The organism is Natrinema soli, from assembly GCF_028618695.1.
In genome coordinates, this window is the sequence record NZ_JAQIVI010000414.1 from 1 (window position 1) to 6,524 (window position 6,524).

6 protein-coding genes are annotated in these 6,524 nt (G+C 62.8%); 4 read left to right on the forward strand and 2 right to left on the reverse strand.

All coding sequences use genetic code 11. The annotated features are described in order from the left end of the window. Positions 1–379, reverse strand: a 379-nt coding sequence (locus PGX04_RS22665) for a thiolase family protein (protein ID WP_273740579.1), incomplete at its 3' end; no start/stop codon positions are given. Positions 380–729: 350 nt separating this feature from the next. Here PGX04_RS22665 and PGX04_RS22670 point away from each other — a divergent pair. From PGX04_RS22670 to PGX04_RS22685, 4 genes are all read left to right on the forward strand, one after another. After that, positions 730–1,797 (forward strand): M42 family metallopeptidase, encoded by a 1,068-nt coding sequence (locus PGX04_RS22670; RefSeq protein ID WP_273740580.1) that lies wholly within the window; start codon positions 730–732, stop codon positions 1,795–1,797. A gap of 182 nt (positions 1,798–1,979) precedes the next feature. After that, the gene (locus tag PGX04_RS22675) at positions 1,980–2,225 is read left to right on the forward strand and encodes a hypothetical protein (protein ID WP_273740581.1); all 246 of its coding nucleotides are present in this window, start codon (positions 1,980–1,982) and stop codon (positions 2,223–2,225) included. 69 nt (positions 2,226–2,294) lie between these two features. Further along, positions 2,295–3,923: an SLC13 family permease gene (locus PGX04_RS22680; protein WP_337959485.1), complete on the forward strand. Its 1,629-nt coding sequence runs from the start codon at positions 2,295–2,297 to the stop codon at positions 3,921–3,923. A gap of 263 nt (positions 3,924–4,186) precedes the next feature. After that, positions 4,187–5,344: an inorganic phosphate transporter gene (locus PGX04_RS22685; RefSeq protein WP_273740583.1), complete on the forward strand. Its 1,158-nt coding sequence runs from the start codon at positions 4,187–4,189 to the stop codon at positions 5,342–5,344. A 415-nt stretch (positions 5,345–5,759) separates the two neighbouring features. On the opposite strand, the gene PGX04_RS22690 is transcribed toward PGX04_RS22685, so the two are convergent. Further along, positions 5,760–6,524 (reverse strand): heme o synthase (locus tag PGX04_RS22690; protein ID WP_273740584.1); only part of this gene is annotated, 765 nt, incomplete at its 5' end.

A 6,524-nucleotide genomic window follows, 5' to 3' on the forward strand; every position in this document is an offset into this window, starting at 1 on the left:
CGAGCGCTTCGGTCGCGCCCGCGGTACCGAGGTTGGTCATCCGCTCCGCCCCGCCGACCAGCAGGACGTCGTTCTCGCCGTTACGGATTCGTTTGACGGCCTCGCGGACGGCGGTGCCGCTCGAGGCACACGCGGATTCGTAGCGGGTCGCGGGGGCCTGTACGCCCGCGGCTTCGGCCATCAGCGGTCCCTGGTGGCCCTGATGCTCGGAGAGTTCACCCATGAAGTTGCCGTAGAGGACCGCCTCGACGTCGTCTCGAGGGACGCCGCTCGCTTCGAACGCCGTGATGCTCGCTTCGGCGAAGAGATCGCGGCCGGTCCGTTCGGGGCTGTTTCCGAACGGCGTCAGCCCTGTTCCTGCCACACGTACGTCACTCATAGACACAGCTAGCGGTCGGATCCGTTAATACCTCGCGGTTACGGAAGTACACGGAGAAATCTCCGCGTTTTAGCGCGGGGATGAATTCGACGATTAGTTACACTATTCAATCCTAATAACACTTTAAGTTTAAAATAATAAATTTTGCATGAGTTGTAGACGTATAATATGGCAATGCTCTTCCCCACTCACAGTCGACGATCACTCCCGTCAGTTGAAAGTTTGCGACCGACGGTCGCGCCCGACCTCGAAAAACGGCGACGACCGGACGAGCGCTCCCGGACACCGATCCGTCGCAGTACGGTCGCCGTTTCCGCGAGCTTATATAATATCGCGCCTCACGGACGAGTATGACAACCGTTCCGTTCGATCTGGCTCTCCTGACGGAACTGACGGAGACGAGCGGCGTCCCCGGCTACGAGGATCGCGTTCGCGATCTCGTCGTCCGAGAACTCGAGAAGTCCGTCGATCGCATCCGCACCGACGCGATGGGCAACGTCGTCGGAACGCTCGAGGGCGAGAGCGACTATTCGGTGGCCGTCGCGGCCCACATGGACGAAGTGGGGTTCATGGTGCGCCACGTCCGCGGGAGCGACGACGAGTACGGCTTCGTCGAACTCGACGCGCTCGGCGGCTGGGACGCCCGCGTCCTCAAAGCCCAGCGGGTGACGATCCACGCCGAGGAGGAGGATATCCCCGCAGTCATCGGTTCGCCGCCGCCGCACACGTTGGACGAGGACGAACGCGAGAAAACGCCCGCGGTCGAGGACGTCGTCGTCGACCCCGGCCTCCCCTTCGAGGACCTCGAGGAGCGCGTCTCCCCCGGCGACCTCGTTACGATGGCCCAAACGACCGAGCGCGTCGGCGAGACGATCACCGGCAAGGCCCTGGACGATCGGGTCTGTCTGTTCGCCATGCTCGAGGCGGCCCGCCGAGTGACGGACCCGGACGTGACGATCCACTTCTGTGCGACCGTCCAGGAGGAAGTCGGCCTGCGGGGCGCGCGCACCCTCGGCGTCGACATCGATCCCGACCTCGCGCTCGCGCTGGACGTCACCGTCGCCAACGATATCCCCGGCTTCGACGCCGGCGAGCGCGTCACCGAACTCGGCGGCGGAACCGCGATCAAACTCAAGGACTCGAGCGTCATCACGAACCCCAAACTCCACGGCCGGCTCCAGTCGATCGCCGACGACGAGGGGATCGACTACCAACTCGAGATCCTCCCCGCCGGCGGTACCGACACGGCGGGCTTCCAGCAGGCGTCCGGCGCGAAACCCGTCGGTGCGATCTCGGTTCCGACGCGGTACCTCCACACCGTGACCGAGACCGCCCACGTCGACGACATCGCGGCGACGATCGACCTGCTCGAGGCGTTTCTGGCGACCGAAGGCGGAGAGTACGATTACACGCTCTGAGCCGGCGATCAGGGGTCGTAACTGCCCGCACGGCTCCGTTCGCCGGCGATGGACGATAGCCGCTGACAGCCACGGTGTGCGAGGCGATCACCGGTCGTTCGAAGGAAGCTGCGGCAAGTACCGGCGGTTCCTGACGAAGCACATTTCAATGATGCCTATCATTTCACTCGTACCAGACTCTCATGGACGCTTCCGACGTTCCCGATCTCGACGGTATCTCGCCGCGCGCATGGCGGCTCCTTCGGGTCGCCGCTGGGTACGATCAGCGGGCCGTCGAACGGGAAGTCGACGAGCTCATACAGGCCCACATCTCGATGCTCGAGAGCGGGAATCGGTCCCTGTCTCGCTCCCGCCGACGGACGCTCCTGGAACTCTATGGCTCCGAACTCACTGACGACCAGGTACGGGCAATCGTCGACCACTTCTAGCTGTCACTGTGTGGGACGCTCGCAAAGGGAAGGGCTTAACAATGATAATGATAATCTTCGACTGTATCAATGATACGCAGGCTGCTAGGCGGCTCAAACGGTCGAATACTACAATTTCTCCTAGCGGGGATCGGAATGACGGCGATCGCGGCCGCACCCTCCCCATCGGGGCTCTCGACGACCGGGCAGTACGCAATCGCGACGATGTTCTTCGCCGGCTTTCTCTGGGTGAGCGGCGCGCTCCCGTTGGCGGTCACCGCATTGACGATTCCAGTGCTGTTGACCGGGACTGGCGTCTACGACACCATGGACGCCGCCCTCGTCGGGTTCGCCGATCACATCATCTTCCTGTTTCTGGCGGGCTTTATGCTTGCGAACGGGATTCAAAAGTACGATATCGACCGACGGATCGCGCTGTACGCCATCGCCAGAATGGGAAGTTCACTGCGGCGGTTGATCCTCTCGATCATGGTCGTGACCGCCGTGTTGTCGATGTGGGTCTCGAACACCGCGACGGCCGCGATGATGACGCCCATCGCGATCGGCGTTCTCACACAGGTGCTCGACCGGGACGATCTCGCGTCAGCGGAGGAATCGGTCCGAGATACCGAGGCGGCCGAAACGGCCGAAACAGCCGCCGACGGAGGGGCCGTCGAACCGACGGCCGAGTTCACGAACCTCCAGATCGGGATGCTCCTCGGGACCGCCTACGCCGCGAGCGTCGGCGGCGTCGGGACGATCATCGGCACGCCGCCGAACGCGATCCTCGTCGGCCAACTCAACGCGATTCTGGACTACGAAATCGGGTTCACCGACTGGTTCCTCGTCGGCTTCCCCGTCGTCGTCGTGACGCTCCCGCTCGTCTGGTTCGTTCTGACGTACGTACTGTATCCCCCGGAGATTCCGGCAGTCGAGGGGGCCCGTGCCACCGCCCGCGAACAACTCGAGGCCATGGGCGAGCTCGATCCCCGCGGGAAACGAGTGGCGGCGATCTTCGCCGTGACGGCCGGTCTCTGGATGCTCGGCGGGCTCGGCGAGTTCTTCGAACCGTACCTCTCGAGCGTCTGGCTGACGACGCTGTTCGGCGGGGACGGGATGACGGTCTTCGGCGTCGAGGGTCACCAGGGGCTGCTCTACTACGTGATGGTGGGCGTCGCCGCGGTTCCCGCGCTCGTGCTGGCCGATACGATGGAGTGGGACGAACTGGTCGACATCGACTGGGGGACGCTGTTGCTGTTCGGCGGCGGTATCTCGCTCGCGAACGCCCTCGCGGACACGGGCGCGACGGAGTGGATCGCGGATACGGTGTTCGGCGGGCTCGTCGGCGCACCCATCGTGCTCGTTATCGGTGCGGTCGTACTGGTGATCATCTTCCTGACCGAGATGACGTCGAACGCCGCGACGACCAGTATCATCGTTCCCATCCTGATCAGTCTGGGGAGCGTCTTTTCGGCGACGCTCGGGCTGACCGACTTCTCCACCGCGCTCTTCCTCTCGGTCGCCGGGACGATCGCCGCGAGCTTCGCCTTCGCGCTGCCGGTGGCGACGCCGCCGAACGCCATCGTGTTCGGCAGCGGCTACGTCAAGCAGCGCCACATGCTCCGGACGGGGCTCGTGCTGAACGCAATTATGACCGTCGTCCTGACGGGGCTCATCTGGTTCCTCTTTACGTTCGTCTGGCCGCACCTGCTGTGGTGAGTGACCGAAGACGGTGACTCAGTTGTTTGGAATAGGAATGATGATCGGAGCCCCGTGCTGAATAGAAGACGCGAATGTCGCATGAGACTAAGCCCGATTTGCGAAGTTGAAGGCGCTCAGTACAGGGCAAGCACTTACCGGTGGCCGGATAACCAATCGAGAGACCGTCAGTAACGGCATGAACGTTAAGTAAGGGCGCATATGCAACACTGAGTGAGCGACTAGCATGATGCTTAAAACCGTGGTCGCCTTTTTCTTCTACCGTGATTGGTCCGCTGCTACTGATTGCAGTCGCCGCGGCGATCTTCGTCGGATACAACATCGGCGGTGCGACCACTGCTCCGGCGTTCGCCCCCGCAATCGGCGCGAATCTCATATCGAAGGTCGGAGCCGGAGGGCTGATGTCGGCGTTTTTCTTCCTGGGGGCGTGGACGTTCGGTCGACGGGTCGTCGGCACGCTCGGGAACGATATCGTGCACGATACCGGCGTATTCACCCTCAAGACGAGTGTGGTGATCCTCCTCTTCATCGGCTTCGCATTGTTTGCCGGGAACCTGCTCAGCGTCCCAGCGTCCACCTCCATGACGACGGTCGGCGCCATCGCCGGCCTCGGGATGGCGAGCGGCGAACTCAACTGGACAGTGAGCGGTGAAATCGTCGCCTGGTGGCTCGTTACGCCGATCATCGGCTTTGGACTCTGTGCCATCGTTGGCCGGTACTTCTATCCACAGATCGAGCGGTGGGTTGAGGGTCACCGGAGCGAAGGACGGTTAGTCGCGTTCGTCCGGCCGGGGGTTCTCCCTCGGCCGTCGATCGCCACGGTGACACGCGATGAGCTCCTCATGGGGGGACTCGTGGTCGGCATCGGTTGTCTGATGGCGTTCAGCTCCGGCACTTCGAACATAGCGAACGTGATCGTACCGCTGATCGGGAGCGGCGAACTCGGGATGAACGTTGGCATTCTGTTCGGTTCGGCCGCGGTCGCCTTGGGGTCGTTCACCATCGCTCGTCGCACGCTCGATACGCTCGGCCACGAGATTGCCGACCTTTCGCTCCCCGCGGCGTTCGTCGTCGCGCCCATCAGTGCAGGGCTGGTGATTTTGCTCGCCGCACTCGGCATTCCGGCGAGTTTCGTCGTCGTTGCGACGCTGTGCATCGCTGGCATCGGATGGGGCCGAAAGACCCGGCAACAGAACAACGCGCTTTCGGGCTCGGATCGAACCGGCCCGGATAGCTTCGAAAGCACTGGCCAACCGACAGCGGGCTTCGTGACAAACGTGCGGCCAGCCGCAGCTGCGGACGAGGCGGTTTTCGACCCAATGACAACGATACAAGTTGTCGTCCTACAGCACGCCATACCGGCGCTGGCGACGCTCGGGTCCTACCTCACATTCCTGTTGATCCTCTTCTTTGGATTGTAGCCGCGTTGCGAAGGCCATTGCCTTCGTCTTCCCCGGTTCCGGCGGCGTGTCACTGAAGCACGAGAGGGGTTACCACCGGGCAGACCGCGTCACTGAGGCTCAACGCCACAGAGCGCCTATCGCGCCAGTATTGACGCCGTTGGTCATCGGTGTGGTCCACTTGAACTTGAAAACCATACCCCATCTATTGTGCCAAATAAAACGGGAAAGGTAGCAATCACCAGAACAGAATAACACTATCTCTATCAGCTATCCGAGACACGAACTGTGTTCTATTCGCATATCTACTGAACAGCCGATTCATTTCCGATGGATGAACAAAAAACCGCCATACTGAACTCATCCTCTATATTCAGCAGGCCGCTTGTGACAGTTATCACGGCGGTCGTTGGACGCAACGGGAGGGACAGCCGATTCAGAACGCGAGCGCGTCGACGAGAATCGCGACGAGCACCGCCCCGAGGAACGCGTTCGAGGCGTGGAACGACCGGAATGCGGCGACTTCGGTCTGTTCGAAGTGCAGGCGAACGGCGGCCCAGAGGAAGATCCCGCCGAAGACGACGACCGTGCCGGCGTACAGCGCGCCGAGTTCGGTGATCCACGCCAGCGCGATCGTGCTCACGAACGTCGCGGCGATGTAGTAGAGGATGTGTTTGCGGGTGACGGTCTCGCCCCGGACGACCGGCATCATTGGAAAGCCGCCGCGAGCGTAGTCGTCCTTGTACGCCAGCGCGAGGTTGTAGAAGTGTGCCGGCGTCCAGAGGAAGATAACGCCCGCGAGCGCGAGTCCGGGCCAGCCGATCTCGTTCGTCACGGCGGCCCAGCCGATCAGCGCGGGAAGCGCGCCAGCAGCGCCGCCGATGACGGTGTTCTGGACCGTGTTCGGTTTGAGCAGCAATGTGTAGACGACGCTGTAAAATATGATCGCGGCGAGCCCGAGCGCCGCCGCGAGCCGATTGATCGTCAGGAAGGCCGTGAGCGACAGGACGGTCAGCCCGAGCCCGAACGCGAGCGCGTTTCGGACCGGGATCAGATCGACCGCCAGCGGCCGATCCGCGGTGCGGGACATCTTCTGGTCGACGTCGCGCTCGAGGACGTGGTTGAAGGTCCCCGAGGCACCGATCGCGAGGACGCCGCCGCCGAGCGTCGCGACGATGGTCCGAATCTCGAGGCCGGGGCC